Origin of the sequence: Paraburkholderia sp. SIMBA_030, from assembly GCF_046535245.1 — a bacterium.
In the GTDB taxonomy this organism is placed as follows: domain Bacteria; phylum Pseudomonadota; class Gammaproteobacteria; order Burkholderiales; family Burkholderiaceae; genus Paraburkholderia.
On the sequence record NZ_JAWRXB010001634.1, the window covers coordinates 1 to 236 of the forward strand.

Sequence of the window (236 nt, forward strand, 5' to 3'; positions counted from 1 at the left end):
GATATCCATCTGATAGAGCGCCTGAACGGCAGCAAGACGCGCAGCGCCCCGCTGGTTTGCCGCCTTTACCTGACGCTCCGGAGTTTCATTGCTCATTCAAGCCCACCCAGTTTCTTCTTCAGCTCGATCATCGTGAGAGCTGCACGGGCGGCAAAACCGCCCTTGTCCTTGTCGGAGCGGCGGACGCGTGCCCAAGCCTGCTCGTCGTTTTCAACCGTCAGAATGCCGTTGCCGAT

1 protein-coding gene is annotated in these 236 nt (G+C 59.3%); it reads right to left on the reverse strand.

Features of this window, described 5'->3' with window-relative positions:
- Positions 1–92: 92 nt before the first annotated feature.
- A complete protein-coding gene (locus tag SB772_RS45545; RefSeq protein WP_410839219.1) occupies positions 93–236 on the reverse strand; it encodes a 6,7-dimethyl-8-ribityllumazine synthase in 144 nt (47 codons plus the stop codon).